Source organism: Paenibacillus alvei DSM 29 (genome assembly GCF_000293805.1).
Classification (GTDB): domain Bacteria; phylum Bacillota; class Bacilli; order Paenibacillales; family Paenibacillaceae; genus Paenibacillus_B; species Paenibacillus_B alvei.
Genome location: NZ_AMBZ01000005.1, coordinates 162,612 through 181,855, shown reverse-complemented (window position 1 = coordinate 181,855; position 19,244 = coordinate 162,612). Strand labels below are relative to the sequence as shown.

The following is a 19,244-nucleotide window of genomic DNA, read 5'->3' as shown; positions in this document are numbered from 1 at the left end:
AGCCGAGAGATAAGGCTTATAAGGAATTAGTTGCTACGTGCTGGAGCAGGGCATAGTACTCGTTGGCTACATCCGACCAGCTTCGCTGCAAGGCTCCTTGAATGACTTCCTGCTGCCTAGGCAGCAAAGTATAGCGGAATACCCAAAGCGCTCTCATACTAGCTACAATTTCATCTACAGAGTAAGGATTAAAAGCAAGGAAGGCGCTCATGTCCGAAATAAGTTCATTCGATACTTCGATATTGGCGGCGGCAACAGGAGTTCCGACTGTCAAGGATTCAAGTATCGGGAATGGGCAGCTGCCTTCAAACAAGGTTGGAACGATGGTGCCTACTGCGTATTTGTATAGGGAAGGCAGGTCGGAGGTCGGAATTCTGCCAATGAACATGAGACCGTTCAATATTTCAGGATCATGGATCTGGTGCAGCATGTGCATGACTTCTGCCTGCTTTGGATTGTTAGATAATTGATCTGTAAAAACAAGGCGCAGGCGAGAGTGGTATCCATCGATGGACTGTCTGAATTTAATATAGGCAGCGATGAGCCGTTCAAAGTTTTTGTGAAGGCGAAGTACAGTTGGAAATACCATGTATTCATAAGGAAGTTGATATTTCATTCTGAAATGGGCTTCATTCAGGAATGAAAATGACTGATACTCGTCACTGGGTGGAGCGAGCCGGATGACATGTGTTTTGTGAACAGGCAAACCGGCAATTCCGATCGCGTGATGAGTTCGTACATAATTCGAGTTCGAGACAACTGCGGCGGCTTTGTGCAAAATATAGTACCCGTTGCGATCCACCCGATGGCAAAACTCCGGATAGGTGGAGAAATAAAGCTCTTTAAACTGATGGTGCACGAGATCATGCAGGCATAGGATGTATGGCTTTCTTAAAAACATAGCTAGATCAAGTGTAAGAATCGGCACAATCCATACCTCAGCAGGCACATGAGTATTAAAGTGTTCTACATTGTTGTGATGATGAATATGGACGCGGCCAGGAAACATATTCCTGAGAGGAGAGAAGGTGTGTTCAGCATCTGCAAAATTGTATCCCGTCGCAGCAATATGAATGTGTATATGCGGAAAATTAGTCAACATGCCTCTCGTCAGCCGGTAGAGAAAACGTCCAATTCCCTCTCCATCCATGGCAAGTGGATGCGGATAGGCCAGAAATATCCCCACATGCTGCACGATTCCCGAGAGAGCTGCGGGGACAGACGGATCGGGTTTCAACGGAGGCAGCGGCTGTGCAAGCAGGTGATGGAATTCCGGGGAATTAAAAAATTGCCGAATCATGAGCTTTTTGCTATGTCGGGCCTGTAATCCTTGTATATGACTTCGCAAGCCTAACGTATCTGGACAGCGGCACAACAGTTCATCGTAGAGCGAATGAATAAAGAAAAAGGCTCTGCAGCGTAAAAACGCCGAAAAAGGTTTGCTGCGGTAAGGGCCTCCGTGGGAATAAAACTGGCAGGAGGCCGAAGATAGTTTTGTTCTGCTTCACTACTGCACATGACTTGCTCAATAATGGCTGCCTTTGTTTTGTGAGAAGCCAGCAGCCTTGAATAGTGCTGATATTCTATTGCTCCCGGCTCCCGGTGGAGGAATTGCCGGAAGAGCTCTGCGATGAAATGGTTCCCATCAAGCCGTATAATTGCTTGTATGAAATGGATAATTCGAAACTGCTGGTTCAAAGGTGTCTCCTCCTAACAGCTCAGTTGATGTCATAGTACCTCTTGAAGCGTTTGGCAGATGTACTGAACGTCGTGCTCACTTAATTCGCCATGGCTGGGTAGATTCATGCCTTGGGCTGCAATTCGGTTGGCGACTGGATATTCATCGAGCAGCTGACCATTCCGATACGGAGGAAGAATATGCATGGGATAGAAGAAAGGTCTGGTTTCAATGCCTTTATCCTTCAACAATTTCATAATCTGATCTCGCTGCTGCTCGGAATAGCCGTTCAATACAACGCTGAACATCCAAAATACATTTTTGGCCCATACCTGTTGTACAGGCAGTGCCAGTCTATCGTCGTGCTTTAAATAATCATAATAGTGCATCGCTACCCGGATACGCTGTCGAATATGCCATTCTACCTTTTCCAATTGGGCGCAGCCTATAGCGGCCTGAATGTTCGTCATCCGATAGTTGTAGCCGATAACCGGATGCCAATACTTTTTATTTTTATCAATGCCCTGACCCCTCAACAGCCTGATTTTATCCGCGATCTCATCGTTGTCTGTTGTGATAATGCCGCCTTCTCCGGTTGTAATGACCTTATTGCCGAATAGGCTGAATGTTGCTGTATGGCCTAGCGAACCAGCCATTCTGCCTTTATATTGAGCGCCAATTGCTTCAGCAGCATCCTCGATCACGAACAAATCGTATCGCTCTGCGAGCCTCATGATTGGATCCATATCGGCCGGATGACCATACAAGTGAACAGCAATGATTCCTTTTGTACGGGCAGTTATTTTTTGTTCGATTGCACGAACGTCCATGTTCCACGTATCAGCTTCTGCGTCGACAAATACAGGAACTGCACCGCAATAGGCAACTGCATTGGCTGTGGCAACAAACGTTAGTGTAGGTACGATCACCTCGTCTCCCGGCTCGACGCCGTGAGCCAGCAGAGCAAGATGCAGAGCCGCTGTTCCATTGCTGCAGGCAATGGCATGCTCGGTCTGGCAAAGAGCTGCAAATTGCTTCTCGAATTGTCCCAAATATGGGCCGTTGGAAGAAATCCACGTCGTATTCAAACAGTCCAACACATACTTCGTTTCATTCCCATTCAAAATGGGGGTTGCTATTGGGTAGTATTTATTCATGTTTTTCCCTCCAACATTCATGTCTGCAAGTAGAGCGGTTTAACATGGAGTCTGCTTAATGACGCGAGCTGGAACCCCGACAGCAACACATGATTCAGGAATATTGCGAATGGCAACAGAACCAGCCCCCAAAATAGACCATGCTCCAATAGTAATCCCGTCGATTACGCTGGATCCCGTGCCGAGGAAACTTCCTTCCTTCACATGTACATTTCCAGAGAGTGTGGCGCCAGGAGCGACATGACATGCCTGTTCTATGATGGATTCATGATCGATAGAGGCACCTGTGTTAATAATGGAGTAATTATGGATGTGAGCTTCTGCATTCAAAACAGCGTTAGGCATGATTGCAATTCCTCTTCCAAGCTGGGCGGTGGAAGATATATAAGCAGACGGACTGATGGCGTTAATTAAGGTAAAGCCTAACTGTTGAACTTGAGTGGCTATGTTATATCTTCGCTTGTTGTCTCCGATGGCGACGAAGGCATGATGGATACCGCTCTCGAATAAAGAAGGCAAGATAGAATCATTGCCGAGTATAGGAATTCCCATAATCTCCTTTTTTTGTGAGTGATCCGTACATCCAACAATCTCTATCGATTCATTGTGCTGCAAAATATCGATTATGACTTTCGAATGGCCTCCTGCGCCAATGATCACGGTTTTCTGCATGCTTGACACGAAGCATTTCCTCCTGACCACATTGTCTGTACTGTTACATTATGATGATTGTCAGGAGGACGACTTAGGCAGAACAAATGATTGACCCTAAAATGGGTGTATTGCTGTATATAAAACAAATCTAGTGTTGATACAAGATTGCTGCTGATACGTCGATATTTTTTCTTGTTATGTTAAAAACGGTATGATCAATATGAAGTAAGCCGGATTGCAAAAAAACGGATGCAGGCATGCTGGCCTGCATCCGCCATTCTAATGATCAGTTCATTTCATGAGGGTGATATTGGAATCTGCCCAGATACGAAGACAATAGCAAACATTATCCTACTGGATCCCGGCTAGAAGAAGTACGTTCTGCAGCTTATCCATATTAACAACCAAGTTGTCTGCCCCCCCAACAGGCTTGGCGGGATATTCAATGTCGCAGATGACTTCATAGTAGTCGAGTCCTGCATGATTGCTTATTTTCCAGAAATAGTCGTCCGTTATCGTGTGCGGAGTAAGCTCGATGACTTTCGTACCTGGATTGCAAAATGCGAAATTGATATTTCCGCTCCCGAATGGTGCAACAATAACCTTGGCAGATGAATACATGGCAATTTTCTCTGTTGTTGTTAAAGGAGTAAGTACAATTTTAGTGAATCCTTTGGATTGCAGCAGTTCCATGACCTCATCTTCATTTATGACATATCGAGCATAGGCATCTTGCCGTGAGACATAGATTCGTTCGTACCCTGGAATAGGGCTGATCAAATGGTTATCTTTTAGCTGGTGACGTATATATTGGTATGCCCATCGGGGGCTTTTGCCTATCATCCATGGCACGGCAGGAACAAGCAGTTGATCGGCGACGAGATGAAAATCATTTTGCTCTACTTGTATGATCTTGTCGCGCGGGATGCCGAGCATGTCCAAGGATTCATATTGGAATGAATGCGTTAGTTTGCCGATGACGTACTTCTCGATGCAAGCACCGCTCTGCTGAAGTAAATGAAATCGCGGCAAAATGTCAAAAAACCAATGACCGAATATGGCTTGTGTAAACGCTACTTCAGGAATATTCCATCCCCACACAACAGTGCCAACCGTTCCTGATTGGTAGATGGGTGGAGGGAGTATGGACATATTATAGGGGTAAAAATACTCGACATCGAGCAAGCGCTTGTTATCCGGTGTGATGACATAGCAGTTCCCCGTAGCAAGGCGACCAGTTGGCACGGTAGCTACAAAGGCTTCCTCATAGCTGCATACTATTGGCCATCGCATAGGATCGAACCCCTTTGTTGGCCGTAGCACGAGCGTTTCTTGCGGGTGAATCACTTTATAGATTGTTTCGATTGGGATCTGGTGCCCATTTGCATAGAAAATGGCCCACTCTTTCGTTCGTCCATAGTATTGATCAGGGATGGTAAACATCCTCACTTCCCTCCCTATAATAGACTTGTCCTCTAGCTATTTGTGTTTGAGGGAAATCTATTGCTAGATTATGTGATTATTTTATGTGGAAATGAACGCAGGGGGACGGCGTATGAGAATGAGGCGGACACATTTCTACAATAATTGTGATAGATTCGTAAGGCGGTTAGTCTATTATCTTTTTAGATAAATGAGCCTTCTCTGCACATAAAACTAGCTAGGCCTATATCCCAGCTAGTTCAAGAGTCCGTTTAAGCTTATTCGTATCAACAATTAGATTATCTGAGCCACATGCAGGCTTGGGAGGGAGTTCTACGTCGCATATAACTTCATAGTATTCGAGCTTTGCAAGACAGCTGATTCTCCAGAAGTAATCATCGACAATTGAGTATGGTGTGAGCTCTATGATCTTTGTGTCTGGTTGGCAAAAGACAAGATTCGCATTACCGCTGCCTATGGGGGCGATGATCTCTTTGGCGGAAGCAAATAACGTGATTTTCTCTTGCACAGACAATGTGGTTAAAGCTACGCATTTATAGCCTTTGGATGCCAACAAACTCATTACTTCCTCTTCGTTGAGCACATAACGCATTTTGGCGTCTTTTCTTGTAATATATATTTTCTCATAACCCTTCATCGGTTGTATGGAATGCATAGATTGGAGGCGCTCTCTTATGAATTGGAAAGCCCAGTGAGGACTTTTTCCAATGATAACGGGGACGGCAGGTACAACTAATGTCTTGGCTTGTAAATGGAAGTCATTCGAGTCGACTTGTATAAGTTTGTCTAAATGGAGACCGAGCATCTGAAGCGATTCATATTGAAAGGAGTGACTCAGCTTGCCAATTACGTATTTATCGATAGGGATCCCGCTTCGTTCCAACAGGCATAGACGCGGCAATATATCAAACATCCAGTGTCCCAATATATCCTGAGTTCGGGCGACTTCAGCAATATTCCATCCCCAGAACAGAACAGCAGCCGTCCCCTCAAAAAAGGATGGAGAGGGCAATCTAGTGAACGAATAAGGGTAGGCGAGCTCGACATCGAGAAGGCGTTTATTATCGGGTGTAACCACGTAGCAATTGCCTGTTGCGAGGCGGCCATGGGGAATGCTCGCTACGAACGCCTCATCATAATGGCAGATCGGTGGCCAACGTGGAGGATCGAGACCTCTAGGGGCTTGCATGTGCAACGTATGTTGTGGAAAAATTGTTTTGTACACTTGTTCAAGCGGGCAGTGCTGCTCGAATGCATAGGTCTGAGCCCAATTGCTCGTCTTATTATGAAATTGCATAGGAATGGTGTACATATGTCTTAGCCTTACCTCCATTTTTATTTCATAAGGATGTGAGTATCGCAATACTAATTCATCATCAAGATATAACATTCTATAGCTATGCTGAATTAGAAGATACGGCCAATCATGGCATAGTAAAGTACAATTTAGCGGGATCGCATCAACCTGAAATTTTCTCTAATAGTTAACCGAATGGGGATTTTCTTATAGTCAACTATGCACAGTTCGATATGAATACCCCTTTAATAGTTTTTACCTATAAAAACAATAGATTTTATATCTTAGTCAACTCCGTCTGTTTGTGATACAACAGGAATAACATTATTTGAACGAGGAGTGGCAGATATGGCAGAAGTGAAAAAAATTGCGGTTATTGCCGGCGACGGGATCGGACCGGAAGTTGTAAGAGAGGCAGAAAAGGTATTGAAGCGTACGGAAGAGCTGTTCGGATATCGGTTCGAAACAAGCCACGGACTGTTCGGGGGAATTGCGATCGATGAGAAGGGAACTCCACTGCCTGAGGATACGCTGGCGCTATGTAAGAATGCAGACGCAGTTCTGCTTGGAGCGGTTGGGGGGCCGAAATGGGATAACAATGCTAAAGAGCTTCGTCCGGAGACAGGATTGCTCGGAATCCGCAAGGCGCTTGGGTTGTTCTCAAATATTCGACCCGCTGTCGTATTTGACTGCTTGAAGGATGCATCTACACTGAAGCCTGAAGTGCTTGAAGGCACGGATTTAATCGTCGTTCGCGAGCTGACGGGCGGCATTTATTTCGGAGAGAAATTCCGCCGCGACGGAGAGCATGGACAAGAAGCAGTGGATACTTGCGTATATAATGTGAAGGAAGTGGAGCGCATCGTGCGTCAAGCGTTCGAAGTTGCACAGAAACGACGCAAGAAGCTGGCTTCCGTTGATAAGGCGAACGTGCTGGAGACTTCACGCTTGTGGAGAGAAACGGTAAACCGCGTTGTGCCGGAATACCCCGATGTAGAGCTGGAGCATGTATTGGTTGATAACTGTGCAATGCAATTGCTGCGCCGTCCGGCCAGCTTTGATGTCATCGTTACGGAGAATATGTTCGGTGACATTCTAAGTGATGAGGCAGCTATGCTTACAGGATCGATCGGCATGCTGTCGTCCGCTTCCTTGGGCGAGGGCAGCTTCGGGCTGTATGAGCCGGTTCATGGTTCTGCTCCGGATATTGCTGGCCAAGGCATTGCCAATCCAATTGCAACGATTCTCTCGGTCGCGCTTATGTTCCGCTTGACTTTCGGTTATGAAGATGCAGCGCAAGCGATTGAGGATGCGGTGAAGGAAGTGCTAGATAACGGCCACCGTACAGCAGATATCGCAACAGATAAGTCTGCAGCGATTGGTACCCAGGCGATGGGGGAACTGATTGTGGCGGCTATGAAAAAATAAGGGCAATAAGGGTCAACTCATGCAAGCATGGGTTGGCTTTTTTTGTCGGAATTCGGTGCAGTCATGACTTTCGGAAATTCCAGATGCAAGTTGGAAGACATGCGTTTGCGCGAGGTTGGCATGTGCATAATGCGGGCAATTTTGAATCGAACATAAGCAGTGATATAATAAATAACACCAATTCAGTTAGTATATAGGAGGAATTTGGAGTGGCAGAACGATTGGTAGGCAGGCCTGCACCAGAATTCAATATGGAAACCGCTGCAGGCGATGGACATGGATTTGGAGCAGCGTCTTTGTCTGATTACCGGGGGAAATGGCTCATTTTCTTCTTTTATCCGCTTGATTTCACATTTGTGTGTCCAACCGAAATCACGGCTCTTAGTGAGGCTGCGGAAGAGTTTAAAAAATTGAACGCGGAAATCTTGGGTGTGTCCGTTGATTCCATTCACAGTCATAAAGCATGGATCAATACACCTAGAGAGCTCAATGGTCTTGGCAAAATCAACTTTCCGCTCGCCTCTGATATTACGAAGAATGTCGCTCGCGACTACGGTGTGCTGATGGAAGAAGACGGCATTGCGCTTCGCGGTTTGTTCATCATTGATCCTGAAGGTGAACTGAAATATCAAGTCGTGAACCATAACAATGTGGGACGGAGTGTAGACGAGACACTTCGTGTATTACAAGCCCTTCAGTCCGGAGGTTTGTGTCCAATCAATTGGAAACCAGGCGATAAAAACCTGAATGCATAGAAAATATGCCCTTCTAAATAGAGTGAAGCCCCGCAGAATGAAGTTCTGCGGGGCTTTTCGTGCATGTGGATAGGTGGGCGCTTTGTCGGGCAGCAGACTGGATTATCGAATGTCTGCAACACGGCAACACAGTTTATCAGATGGTCGACGCTGCCTCCAGCTGCCTGTATTTCTCAATATACTTTAATACGGTATGAACATAGGTAGCATGAGACCAGGTTAGTGGTGCGACAGACAGCGGCGAGCCATCGAATGGATCAAGCTGCTCTGGAAGCAGTCCGCTTGCCAGACTGTGTGCTTCCACCCAGCGCAGGGTGTCATGGGCAGCCTGAAGCTGCTCCAAGCTGGCGGCAACCGCGATGTCATGGGCAGCGAACCAGAGTGTGCATATAATCCATGGATTGCCGGGGGCAATCCCAGGGTCGGCGCTCCGCTGGAAATAGTAGTCCCGCCAGTATCGTGCAACTCCTCCGGTTTGGCTCCGAATTGACAGCTTGCTCTTCAATACACGGACGGTTGACAGTACGCGATCATCTTCAGCAGGCAAAACACCGAACATATAAATGGCCAAAATGCTGCTCTCTGGCGTAGTGTCCTGCGTCCATTTCCCATCTTTCCGGTATAATCCGCGGACAAAGGAACCTGTTTCCTCATTCCAGAGATGGGTCATCATTGCGGTCTTGATTTCCTCTGCGGCGATGCTGAACCGGTGAGCGCGTTCCACATCTCCGAACAGCGACGCGAAGTTGGAGGCAGCAGTTAGGCCGCCATATACAGCTGAAGCGGTAAAGGTAAATATCCCGTATCGCTCCTCCCATAAATCATAGCTTGGCAGCGGGAGCTTCAACTCGGGATCGCGATATTGGATCATGAATTTAGCGGCTCTGCGAATTAAGGTTTGATAGAGCGACTGGGGGAGCTCGATATCTCGATGCTGTTCGTAGTATTTCCATAATGCCCACAGTACGAGTCCGGTCTCATCTTCTTGGATTGGCAGCTGAGCCTTGCCGTCGCGCAAATAGGGATGCCAGCTGGAGCCGACAGTGCCGTCTGGGTTGTACTTATGCAGCAGATAGCCTTCCGACGTAAGCGCATCTGCACAAAAGCGGAAGAAGGGAGCTGTCATGCCATGATATCCTGCGGCTGACATAGCCTCTGCGACGAGTGCGCCATCTCGGGGCCACATGTAGCTGTAATGATCCCGATTGAATTGCATAATGTCTGTATCGTTGGCCGCAATTATCGCACCGTTCACGTCTGTTTGCGTGCGTATGATGAGCAGGCTGAGCTTATACAGGCGTATCAGTTCGGGTTCGAGGTCAGCGAAATCGATGCTGCGCTGGTTCGACCAGCGCTTCCAATAAATGCTGACGCGTTGAATGAGCTGTGCAGGCCCGCTGTCTCGGACATATTGATCGAGTTGTTTTACATCATCAAGTCGGTTTCCGACACTAAGCCAATAATAGCTTTCCCGGCTATTGGAACCAGGTACGATTGTGCGCAAGCAAATCGTACTGTCAACAGAGCCTTGGGCTATCGGATTTCCCATCAAATGTCCATCCTCTGCATCCTTCCATGTTCCTTCCGCCTGATGGAATCTTTTAATCCCTGTCGTGTACTGGTGTATGCCGGCCAGACCGCCATGATGCTGAGTGATGCAGCCATTGAACATAAAGTAACGGTCTTTTTTGTAATGAAATAATGTACCATTATCGGGATAATATCCAGCGGTATCGCCAACCTCTGTTTCATTGATAGATAGATCCTGATGGAAAAATAAACGAACCTCGCGCGGCTGTGGATTACAATTTTCAATAACAATTCGCTTCATATAGATAGGATCCCGTTGATGTACGGCGTCATTCATATGAAGCACGATGCCGAGACCTTCATGTTCGGCTATTACATGGGTAACGAGGGAATCCTCCTCATAAGCAAGGCGAATGCGCCAATCTGGATCGCTTAACCAACTGAATTGACCCTCCACCCATATGCCAAGGCGGCTTGGATATCCAGCAGTGTGATTCAACTGCCCAACGTACGGATAATAGATGTCTCTTACATAGGCATACTCATCAAGGTTCACGAGAAATTTGCCATTTCCGACGACTAGATGGCGCGGCACGTTATCACTTCCTCAGCGGGGGCTGTGACTTGATCAACCGTCCCGCAAATTCATGAGCTAATATGCGTGCCTTGGTCATACTTTCTGCTTGAGAAATGACGCGGAACAAAGGCTCTTCCTGATCAGGCTGAATTAAAATAGATCCCTCAGGAGTTTCAATCTTAATCCCATCCAAAAATTCTGCCCGATAGGCGGATTGGCGAACCCATTCGGTCATTTCACGCATGACACTGCCTTTGTCGAACCGAGGGCAAGTCACTTCCTCGACTGCGGTATGCAGGGTAGGCATATCGGCAATAAGTCTGTGAAGAGGCTGCCCGGTGTCTGCCATGAGCTGCAAAATAAGACTGATTGCATATAAGCGATGCGCCGCAGGAGACAAGGCGATGCCGCTTGTAGCCTCCATCTGCGAGCGCAGCGGCTCTTGAGTGCGTACAACCCTGATCCCGCTTCGATTGACGATTTGCTCTGCTGTAACAGGGGCACTGATTGGGACTCCGACGCTGGCATTGGTGCCCGTATGTACAAGCGACTGCAAAATTAATGGCAGAAGATGATTCTGAGGCATGCCCGTTCCGTCGTTCATGTAAATGCTGAAGCCTTCATCCTCAGTAAGCAGGATGCCAATGTCTGCCTGAACATTGCGAATATGCTCTATTAAGGCAGATGAGGAAGGCACATCAGATTGCGTATGGAGCAGTACGCCGCCGGTTAGAGAAGACCATTTCTGGATGAAGGCAGCATCTGCAGTTGAGCTTTGAATAACGATCTTGAAGCTGGCGGATTGAATAAGCTCGAAATCAATAGCCTTCGATAAGGTTTTGAAATAGGATGGGATGGCATGTTCTTCGCTTCTTTTACGTCCAAGGTATTCGATAGGAGTTCGGGCAAAGTCTTCTTGGAAATAGGCATTTTCAATTTTTCGCTCTGTTCCTTTGGCGAACGGCATGCCTCTTGCATCCATCCAGCTAATGACCATCTGCTCGAACTTTGCTTCTTCGTTCGCGGATAGAACCTTGAAATGAATAGCACCATCGGCCTTCAGTGCAGTAACAGCATGGCGGAGACAATCCAGCGGCGCGTCTCCAATGTCGATCATGTGAATCCCCTGTGATTGAAGTCCAGCCGCACAGGCTGCTTTCATGATGTTGTCAAAAGGATGGGATGAGGATGCCAGTACGATAGATGCTTCATGATTGAGAATGGAGCCGTAAGCACATGCAAGCTTGCCGATGAATTCTGGGGTCAACTCGCGATTTGGACTGCCGCATATTTTGCTGCCCTTGAACAGTGCCGCGGCTGCATTGCCCCATATTAAGGTCGAATTTACGATACTGTGGGCTTCAATCTCCTTGTTCGGCCATAACTTTACTTGAGATCGAATGTGGGATTTATCGCCGATCGTACAGCCGCTTCCAACCACGGCGCCCTCTTGGATGTGCACGTCACTGCCGATAACGGTGCGGTGGAGCAGGATTGCATCTTCTATATCACAGTGCTTAGCAATGCGGTTACCATTCCACAGAATGCTTCGGGTAACGGAGCTCTTTGGAAATACAATATTGCCGGAACCTAGAATTGTATATGGGCCAATCGAGCAGGATGGATGGAGAATCGAATCCGATCCGATATAGGCAGGTCCGCTAAGTCTAATTCGAGAAGGGAGCCTTACCCCATGCTCTACAAAAAGTCCCGGCATCGGCTCTGCCGCCTGAATATGCAGATCGACTCGGCGATCCAGCATATCGAATTGGGTTTGCCGATATTGCTGCAAGTTTCCAATGTCGGACCAATAGCCTGAAGCCGTATACCCGTACAGCCGCTGCTGCTGCTCGAGCAACCTTGGGAATAGCTGCAGACTAAAGTCATAGCTTTCCCGCTCCGGGATCCAGTTCAATATTTCTGGCTCCAATACATAGATGCCCGTATTTACTGTATCGCTGAATATTTCTCCGTAACTTGGCTTTTCTAGGAAGCGGGACACCCTTCCTTCTTCATCAGTCATGACAACGCCATATTCGAGCGGCAGGCTTACTTGGGTCAGCACGAACGTGGCGAGTGCTTGCTTTTCTTTATGATAGTGGATAGCCTGACGCAAGTTGAAGTCGGTCAATGCATCGCCGCTTATTACGACGAAGGTTTCATTGAGGAAGGTCTCGGCATTTTTAATGCTGCCGGCCGTTCCAAGTGGAATGTCTTCCTCGAAATAATGAAGCTGTACTCCATATTTGGATCCGTCTCCGAAGTGATTGCGGATGATCTCTGGCAAATATTGCACAGTAACAGCGATTTGATGAATGTCGTATCGTTTGAGCAATTCAATAATGTATTCCATGCACGGCCGATTCAAGAGAGGAACCATTGGTTTAGGGGTACCAAGTGTCAACGGTCGCAGCCGTGTTCCTTTGCCGCCTGCCATAATTACTGCCTTCATTGAGCGATCACTCCTTCATATACTTGTCTCGTTGACACAGCTATCGTGTTCCAATCATATTGCGCTTGAACCTTCTGCTGTGCTCTTGCAGCCATTTGAGCTGCATGCTCGGGATGAGTAAGAAGATCCGTGACATGCCATGCCAATGATTCAATATGTCCAGGGAGTGCCTTGTATCCATCTACAGCATGATCAATGATTTCGGCAAGCCCACCCGTATCTGATACGACAACAGGTGTTCCGAACCGCATCGCTTCAAGTGCTACGATACCGAAAGGTTCATATAGACTTGGAAATACGCACACCGATGAGGCTGCAATCCATGCATCACGGGCATCATCCTGTACAAATCCAGCGAAAAGGATATGCTCCTGCAATCCTAACTGCTTGGCTTGATCCTCTAATTGCTGTCTCATTGGTCCAGTCCCGGCGATAATCAGCTTCGTTTGAGGAACAGCTTGTAAAATAAGCGGCATCGCCTCAATGAGAATATGAATGCCTTTCTCGTACACAAGTCGGCCAACATAGAATAAGAGCGGGGAATCTGATAAGTCATGGTGATCTAGGCCCTTGAATTGTACAGTTGGAGCTGCTGTTCCGATCGCATCGACTCCATTGGGTATCATCGTAACGCGCTGTTTGGGAAGTGCGAACAGGGAAGCTACCTCCATTACCATGGCATGACTGCACACGATGGTATGGTCTGCCTCCGCGGTTAGACTCAGTTCCATATCATGGATTCGCTGCTGAAGCGGACTCGATAGGTTACCATGATTGCGTCCGTGTTCGGTGGCATGAATGGTGGCAACAAGCGGCCAACCGTAGGTCTGCTTCAAATCTGCTGCGGCGGAGTAAGCGAGCCAATCATGGGCGTGTATAAGGTCGAAAGTAAGTCCAGCGTGTACGAGATCATCAACTAATGAAGAGATAGCGGCATTCATATGAAATACCCAATCCATAAAGTCTAGCGGTGCAGATGTGTGAATAAGCGGCACACGATAGACGTGAACTCCGTCCATTTGCTCATAGTCAGGCGCCCCCGGTGTTTCGCGCGTAACAACATGAATCTCGCAATGCTTTCTGCTTAAATGACGGGACAGATCATATACCGCACGAGATAGTCCGCCAACAACGAGTGGTGGGAATTCCCAGGCGATCATTAAAATTCGCTTGCTGGAACGATATTGTGGATGATGAGCCGTAATAGGTTGGGGACTGTAAAATGGCATGGTTCGATTTGGAGGCGGATAGGCTGCATTGAGTTGGTGCAATCGTTCGGATGATCGTCTAGCTCCGATTGATAGAAGCCGATAGTCGACAGACGGGAAGCAAGGATATTCATTCTCCATGATGCTAATCAGCACTTGATCATAGATGCCCCGCTCTATCATGTCTAACAAGGTATGGCAGCGATCAAGATGCTGCGTCGTCCGAATCCCGGCGTACTCGGTTACAGTACCTGCATCCACGATGAACGCCCAATCGCTGCTTGCAGCGAGCATCCATTCTGTAATGGCTTGATTCAAGGTCCGCTCTTGAATGGCGCGGAAGCTTGTGTTGATTTCTTTCTCCATTCTGGCGGTGATGTGTACGATCCGATCCTCTGCCTCATGGAGAGGCGGGTACATCCAATCATTACCTTCATGCAGCCATACGTCCGCATAGCCTCCTCGACCCCAACTGCAGAAGGATAGACATGCGTTTTCTTGCTCTGGATATCGCTTTAAATAATCATTCGGCGACACGAACTCAATACGTTGATTGTGCTTGCTGGATCGTTCTGACTGTTCCCGGAATAACGCTTCAATCCATAACGGGCCTTCAAACCACCAATGGCCGAATAGTTCCGCATCATAGGGACAGATGGCTATTGGAAGGCGATCTCCCGGCATATTGACCCTATGAAGCTGCTGCTCCCTGTTGTTTAAGAAGTGGCGAGCGTGTTCCTTTGCTTTTTGCAGGGCCCATTCTGGATGATAGGCCTCTTTAGGAACGCCATGAGCGCCGGTAATACGATAATATTTAAGTCCAGTATTGATTCTGGCTTCGTTGTCCAGCAGGTGGGGACGGATGTAATCCCACTCTTCCGCATTGCCCCAGCCGAGATCGAACCCGATATCACGATAGTATTCTCGATAGTCATAATCACCGGGATACCCTTCGTACGTGCTCCATACTTGTCTTGATGAATCTGGATCGCGTGCGAAAGCGAATACTCCGCCCCCTGTATGGATAGGAGCATAATGCATGGATGCTGGCTGCGGTATTGCGTTGACGAAGCCATGGTGATCCACGATAAAATATCGGATTCCGCATTCTTGAAGAAGTGGATCTAGCTCTGGAGTATAGGCGCATTCAGGCAGCCATATTCCATCAGGCCTTCTGCCGAGCAAACGCTCATGCTCCCGCATCCCCACCTCAACTTGCAAATAAGCCATAGAGGGCTGCTTGATCAATGGGAGGAAGGTATGAGTTGCAGCACTTGTCATGCATTCCAAATGCCCTTTTTGGACATAATGCCGATATCCATCAATGATGTGTCCGTCAAGCTGGGAATAAACAGCCTTTAATTGGTGCCACCGCTCTGCATACATTGCCGCGACGGCTTGCAGCTCTTTGTGGCTGGCCAGCCTCTTTACCTCAGATTCAGCCAAACCGATGGAACGCTGCATATGCGCTTCAAAGCGCGACTTCATTTCGGCATCATCCATCATGGACAATAAAGTTGGGGTCAAAGTCATCGTCAGGCGAAACGGAATATGATCTTGCTCAAGCTGGCCAAAGGTATGAAGCAGAGGCAGGTATGTTTCCATCATTGCCTCGAAAAACCAGCGTTCTTCCAGAGTGTGCTTTATATACGGGTGGCGTACATAAGGCAAATGTGCATGCAGCACGAGGGATACGAATCCCTGCGTATGAGTGTCGGTATGAGAGCTAGTAGGGATAATTGCGTTCATTCACGAACTCCTTCTCGATTTTCATATAGCGTATAGGAAGAGAATGATGGAAATAGTGATTCCGTTTCCGATTGCCCGAGCTGAACAGCTTGTAAGGCATGATCCATCTGTTCAGAAAGCTCACCGTATGTTTGCAGGTAGGGGGTATGGATGATTGTTGATCGCGCAAGCGGTACAAAGGAATGCGTTGCTGTCATGAACCCATAATCAGCTATGTACGAATGATAGGGTTTGAGAGGGCGAAGATATACGGAGCCCTCATGCGATTCCACCGTATGCAGTAATACGTGGTTAGATGTGCCCAGCTTGCAATGATGCAGATCCGCTTGCTTTATTTCATGTAGCTGGATGGCTTTTTTTAATTCGCTCCACTTCATTCGATAATGCCGCTCTACGGCTACTTGAGTTCGTGCAGTGATGAACCAATAGGCGAATAAAGTATAGGGATCCTTAAGTAAAAGCTGCAAGACAGAATGTTGACGATAGGATGAATGTGTCCGTGCATCGGCAGCAGGAATAAGCTCTCCTCCTTTCCTGGAATCGCTATAAGCTTCAACCTAATACTATCCATATAGTCTGTAATTCATGTCTGTTCCTTTTATGAATATTTGAAAAATAATTGGAACCTTTGAAAATAACAATCAAAATAGCTGAAAGAAATCAATTCTTTTGCATTAGCAGACATGTGAGGCTGGCAAATAAGCCTCATACATGCTCATGGCGCTTCTGCATGCTGATACCCATCATGGTTTCCGACAGCCTCATGACATCATCGTATTGATTGTCAGAATGCATCAATTGCTCAAACCAGCTTGACGACACAGAGGAAAATGCATCTTGCTTTCCGTCAGCATAATGAACAACTAATTTGTGGTTTAATTCGTCATACTGTACGTATTGAATTTGCTTCGAGGCGATGAACAGTACATTTGATTTCATTAGTATGCCTCCCGCGGTCTGTAATAATTACATCTATATGCCCATGGGCATGTAGTTATACGCGGCGAGCTGGAGGTAGGACAATTGAAGGAAGTTTTATCAGAAATAAAGGAATTATAAGTGGGGGCATCGAATACACTACAATAATCTAAGCTTTCCGCAGAGCGAGGAGGGAGAACATGAGCTTTTGTTGTGGAGCAAGCATGATCGGAACGACAGGTACCCTGCAGCATTATCGAACACGAATTCATAATGTTCCCCTGCTGCTGTGTCCGGTCTGTCATCGCATTGAGGTTCATTACTTGGTTGAAAGCGAATATGAAATTTTGGCGGAATATTCATCGGATGATGGTGCTGAGGAAATTGACTTTCGAGACTATGTGCATACGGATGACGAAGGCATGTTCGAGAACTGCATTAATCAAGAGCATGATGATCCGCTTGAGCTGGTAAAGACGCAAATTGATAATGCGCTTGATTTGCTTGCGTTGGCCAAGCAGTGGAATGATACACAGTGGGAAGCCGAGTTGAAGCGGCGCTTGGCATTAATGAGCCGCCGAAGAGCGAAGTTATTGAAGCAGAAATAAGTGTAAGCTTGATAGAGAAAGAGGCGGCGGCCAATCGTCTAGCAGCGTGCTCCGTGGCGCGCTCATTGTAGGGCGGTAGGCGCAAGGCGCCTCTTTGATGTGCATGGATGCAGGCATTTTAGCTTACTTTTAAGGGAATTGAGCTTATTTGTCCATTTTCGACATTATCTAGTGTTGACGATTTTGCCAAAAGTTTACTATGATGAAGCTGTTGGGACGAACCTGCATACGGTTACCGTACAAATGAGGTGAGCCACATTGACCACGGACTGCAAGCTGCAAGAACGGAATGAAAGTGAGTGGAGACAACGATACTGTAAAGGGCTGTGGAATTATATCATGAACGGGGACGAGCATAGTTTGGTTGTAGCAAGAGAATTAGCGACTGAGCTAAGTCCTTTGGAGCCACAGCAAAATCTGTTGAGCGTTCATGAAGATGCTATGTTCACGGTTCTGGCCCATGTCGACTTGAATGATGGAGTGAAGGCGCTTCATCGTTCGTTCCTATTTTTCATTGAGTGGATAATAGCGATGAAGACAGAAGAGAGAGGCAAGGAGGGGATTGCAGTGGCGCTGAACCCGATTCGAGAGCCTTGGATTCAGTCCGCACAAGCTTTGTTTTCCACCAAGAGCGTTCGTGACAAATACGAGAACGTGCTTCAGCATATGGATAGCGGAATCGTATTATTTGATAGCAGTGGCGTACTGTCATTTATTAATGTGGAGACCTCCAAGCTGCTGGATGTCCCACGCAAAGCACTGGTTGGCTGTTCCTTACGTGAGTTGCTTTTTCACCCGTTGCTGAAAAGGGACAAGCGTAAAATGCTTCTCCGTCTGTATAAAGATACTATCCTCCAAAGAAAGCGTTACCACGAATTCTCCGACCGTCTGGATCGACATTATCTTGTCACCGTTACATACGGAGATCAGATGGATGGCGATTATTTATTTAGCATTAAAGATGTGTCTGACTTCAAGCGCATTGAGCAAACGGCCTATCAAAATGATAAGCTGGCTATTCTTGGCAAAATCGCCGCTGCTATTGCACATGAAATCCGCAACCCGTTAACCTCAATACGTGGGTTTATACAACTGCTTAGGCCGCATTTAATGCAGCTCGGCAAGGAAGAGTATGCGAAAATTATTCTTGCAGAAATTGATCGGGCCAACGATATCATCTTTGAATTTCTGAATTCCTCGAAACCCTCAGCTCCTATGACCTCAGAAGTTCCCGTTTCTTCCCTTCTGCGTGAAGTTGTTCTTCTGACAGAAAGCGACGCCGTAATGAAAGGCTGTGAAATCGAGCTGGTTGACAACTCCGCCTCAGGTTCTTTATCTGTATCCATTGATGTGAAGCAAATTAAGCAGGTCATATTGAATATGATACGAAATGCGATTGACGCTATTGATGAAGTGGCCGACGTACGAAAAGGGCAAATTCGCATTGTCACGGAACGCGAAGGGCGGTTCGTTAAAATACATATTCGGGATAACGGAAAGGGCATGTCGCTAAAGACAATGGAGCGCTTATTCGATCCATTCTTTACAACGAAGGCTGATGGTACCGGACTTGGATTGTCTGTCAGTTACCGAATTATTAAAAATCATGGCGGAATGATCGAAGTAGACAGTCAAGAGGGCGAATGGACACTGTTTACGATTCGGTTGCCAATTGCATAGATACGGAAGGGGAAGAACCCTGCAGCACTGCAGCCAATGTCTGTCGTTACCGAACCACGGCGATCGCGGTTGTGGTACAATAAGGGAGACATTGGCATTCATCATTTTTT

At 47.1% G+C, this 19,244-nt stretch carries 15 protein-coding genes; 4 read left to right on the top strand and 11 right to left on the bottom strand.

Going from position 1 to position 19,244, the window contains the following annotated elements; genetic code table 11:
* Window positions 1-16: 16 nt before the first annotated feature.
* The 6 genes from PAV_RS17680 to PAV_RS17660 all read right to left on the bottom strand — a co-directional run bounded on the left by PAV_RS17680 (window position 17) and on the right by PAV_RS17660 (window position 6,244).
* The gene (locus PAV_RS17680; protein ID WP_005548632.1) at window positions 17-1,300 is read right to left on the bottom strand and encodes a glycosyltransferase; all 1,284 of its coding nucleotides are present in this window, start codon (window positions 1,298-1,300) and stop codon (window positions 17-19) included.
* A 50-nt stretch (window positions 1,301-1,350) separates the two neighbouring features.
* Window positions 1,351-1,698: a DUF4214 domain-containing protein gene (locus PAV_RS36285; RefSeq protein WP_005548630.1), complete on the bottom strand. Its 348-nt coding sequence runs from the start codon at window positions 1,696-1,698 to the stop codon at window positions 1,351-1,353.
* 30 nt (window positions 1,699-1,728) lie between these two features.
* On the bottom strand, window positions 1,729-2,835 hold the full coding sequence (locus PAV_RS17675) for a DegT/DnrJ/EryC1/StrS family aminotransferase (protein WP_005548628.1): 1,107 nt from the start codon (window positions 2,833-2,835) through the stop codon (window positions 1,729-1,731).
* Between the two features lie 39 nt (window positions 2,836-2,874).
* Window positions 2,875-3,507: an acetyltransferase gene (locus tag PAV_RS17670; protein WP_051135160.1), complete on the bottom strand. Its 633-nt coding sequence runs from the start codon at window positions 3,505-3,507 to the stop codon at window positions 2,875-2,877.
* 333 nt (window positions 3,508-3,840) lie between these two features.
* A complete protein-coding gene (locus PAV_RS17665) occupies window positions 3,841-4,932 on the bottom strand; it encodes a glycosyltransferase family 61 protein (protein ID WP_005548624.1) in 1,092 nt (363 codons plus the stop codon).
* A gap of 223 nt (window positions 4,933-5,155) precedes the next feature.
* Complete coding sequence (locus tag PAV_RS17660) at window positions 5,156-6,244, bottom strand: glycosyltransferase family 61 protein (protein ID WP_005548622.1); 1,089 nt, start codon at window positions 6,242-6,244, stop codon at window positions 5,156-5,158.
* 333 nt (window positions 6,245-6,577) lie between these two features.
* On the opposite strand from PAV_RS17660, the gene leuB reads away from it, so the two are divergent.
* On the top strand, window positions 6,578-7,657 hold the full coding sequence (gene leuB, locus PAV_RS17655) for a 3-isopropylmalate dehydrogenase (protein ID WP_005548621.1): 1,080 nt from the start codon (window positions 6,578-6,580) through the stop codon (window positions 7,655-7,657).
* Window positions 7,658-7,866: 209 nt separating this feature from the next.
* On the top strand, window positions 7,867-8,412 hold the full coding sequence (locus PAV_RS17650) for a peroxiredoxin (RefSeq protein ID WP_005548619.1): 546 nt from the start codon (window positions 7,867-7,869) through the stop codon (window positions 8,410-8,412).
* Window positions 8,413-8,548: 136 nt separating this feature from the next.
* Here the strand turns inward: PAV_RS17650 and PAV_RS17645 are convergent, their stop codons facing one another.
* The 5 genes from PAV_RS17645 to PAV_RS17625 form a co-directional block, all read right to left on the bottom strand.
* Window positions 8,549-10,537 (bottom strand): glycoside hydrolase family 15 protein, encoded by a 1,989-nt coding sequence (locus tag PAV_RS17645; RefSeq protein ID WP_005548617.1) that lies wholly within the window; start codon window positions 10,535-10,537, stop codon window positions 8,549-8,551.
* Window positions 10,538-10,541: 4 nt separating this feature from the next.
* The gene (locus PAV_RS17640; RefSeq protein WP_005548615.1) at window positions 10,542-12,971 is read right to left on the bottom strand and encodes a sugar phosphate nucleotidyltransferase; all 2,430 of its coding nucleotides are present in this window, start codon (window positions 12,969-12,971) and stop codon (window positions 10,542-10,544) included.
* Window positions 12,968-15,928: a 1,4-alpha-glucan branching protein domain-containing protein gene (locus tag PAV_RS17635; RefSeq protein ID WP_005548613.1), complete on the bottom strand. Its 2,961-nt coding sequence runs from the start codon at window positions 15,926-15,928 to the stop codon at window positions 12,968-12,970. Before PAV_RS17635 ends, PAV_RS17640 begins: the two co-directional genes overlap by 4 nt.
* Window positions 15,925-16,395, bottom strand: a complete 471-nt coding sequence (locus PAV_RS17630) for a DUF4912 domain-containing protein (protein WP_157266950.1) — start codon at window positions 16,393-16,395, stop codon at window positions 15,925-15,927. The genes PAV_RS17635 and PAV_RS17630 overlap by 4 nt, the downstream gene beginning before the upstream one ends.
* A 238-nt stretch (window positions 16,396-16,633) precedes the next feature.
* Window positions 16,634-16,867, bottom strand: coding sequence for a KTSC domain-containing protein (locus PAV_RS17625; RefSeq protein ID WP_005548610.1), 234 nt, complete (start codon window positions 16,865-16,867; stop codon window positions 16,634-16,636).
* A gap of 179 nt (window positions 16,868-17,046) precedes the next feature.
* On the opposite strand from PAV_RS17625, the gene PAV_RS17620 reads away from it, so the two are divergent.
* Both PAV_RS17620 and PAV_RS17615 read left to right on the top strand, forming a co-directional pair.
* Window positions 17,047-17,454 carry a hypothetical protein gene (locus PAV_RS17620; protein ID WP_005548608.1) on the top strand — a complete coding sequence of 136 codons (408 nt, stop codon included), beginning with the start codon at window positions 17,047-17,049 and terminating at the stop codon, window positions 17,452-17,454.
* Window positions 17,455-17,712: 258 nt separating this feature from the next.
* On the top strand, window positions 17,713-19,134 hold the full coding sequence (locus tag PAV_RS17615) for a two-component system sensor histidine kinase NtrB (protein WP_005548606.1): 1,422 nt from the start codon (window positions 17,713-17,715) through the stop codon (window positions 19,132-19,134).
* Window positions 19,135-19,244 lie beyond the last annotated feature (110 nt).

Bases quoted from the DNA above. Each gene is read 5' to 3' on its own strand.
- PAV_RS17640 (WP_005548615.1), bottom strand. From the start codon at position 12,971: ATGAAGGCAGTAATTATGGCAGGCGGCAAAGGAACACGGCTGCGACCG.
- PAV_RS17635 (WP_005548613.1), bottom strand. From the start codon at position 15,928: ATGAACGCAATTATCCCTACTAGCTCTCATACCGACACTCATACGCAG.
- PAV_RS17620 (WP_005548608.1), top strand. From the start codon at position 17,047: ATGAGCTTTTGTTGTGGAGCAAGCATGATCGGAACGACAGGTACCCTG.
- PAV_RS17680 (WP_005548632.1), bottom strand. From the start codon at position 1,300: ATGATTCGGCAATTTTTTAATTCCCCGGAATTCCATCACCTGCTTGCA.
- PAV_RS17665 (WP_005548624.1), bottom strand. From the start codon at position 4,932: ATGTTTACCATCCCTGATCAATACTATGGACGAACGAAAGAGTGGGCC.
- leuB (WP_005548621.1), top strand. From the start codon at position 6,578: ATGGCAGAAGTGAAAAAAATTGCGGTTATTGCCGGCGACGGGATCGGA.
- PAV_RS17675 (WP_005548628.1), bottom strand. From the start codon at position 2,835: ATGAATAAATACTACCCAATAGCAACCCCCATTTTGAATGGGAATGAA.
- PAV_RS17670 (WP_051135160.1), bottom strand. From the start codon at position 3,507: ATGCAGAAAACCGTGATCATTGGCGCAGGAGGCCATTCGAAAGTCATA.
- PAV_RS17625 (WP_005548610.1), bottom strand. From the start codon at position 16,867: ATGAAATCAAATGTACTGTTCATCGCCTCGAAGCAAATTCAATACGTA.
- PAV_RS17660 (WP_005548622.1), bottom strand. From the start codon at position 6,244: ATGTACACCATTCCTATGCAATTTCATAATAAGACGAGCAATTGGGCT.